The organism is Rhodosalinus sp. FB01, assembly GCF_041365715.1.
GTDB lineage: Bacteria > Pseudomonadota > Alphaproteobacteria > Rhodobacterales > Rhodobacteraceae > Rhodosalinus.
The window spans coordinates 1-495 of the sequence record NZ_JBGFSH010000062.1 but is presented as its reverse complement, the minus strand read 5'-3'; the positions used below and the strand labels follow the sequence as shown (position 1 = coordinate 495).

At 47.7% G+C, this 495-nt stretch carries 1 protein-coding gene; it reads left to right on the top strand.

Annotated elements, in window-relative coordinates; translation table 11 throughout:
• Positions 1-135: 135 nt before the first annotated feature.
• Positions 136-495 (top strand): hypothetical protein (locus tag AB6A65_RS16570; protein ID WP_371039486.1); only part of this gene is annotated, 360 nt, incomplete at its 3' end.

Sequence of the window (495 nt, the reverse complement as noted above, 5' to 3'; positions counted from 1 at the left end):
AGCTGCCGCAATGCTACGGCCAGAACATAACAAGAACGACCATTTTCTAACTGCCTTTGTAAGCAAAGGATAAATAACTGCGAAAGGAACGCGGTTATGTGGCAAAAGCGAGTAAACTGGACTTGGGAAGCGTGGATGGAGGCATACGATTGGGACATTTACGCAACGCTCAATTTTGGCCGCCTTTACTTACTTGATGGCAACAAAACTGACGCTGCTGCAAAACTATGGCGCAGCTGTCTTAACACGCTGGATCACACACTATACGGGAAATCCCGTAGCTGTCAGCGCCGCTTTGATCGCGTTGTGTTTAGGCACTTTGGCGACACAGCAACAAATCCCCATATCCACATACTTGCAAAATCGCCCATCGACACAAACGAATTTTGTGTAGCGTGGAATGCGATATGGGCATCAAAGTTTGACGCAGCTGCCAGCCCTATCAGCAATTCAATCGCTCCCATACTCACAATAAAAGGCGCAACAGGCTATTCA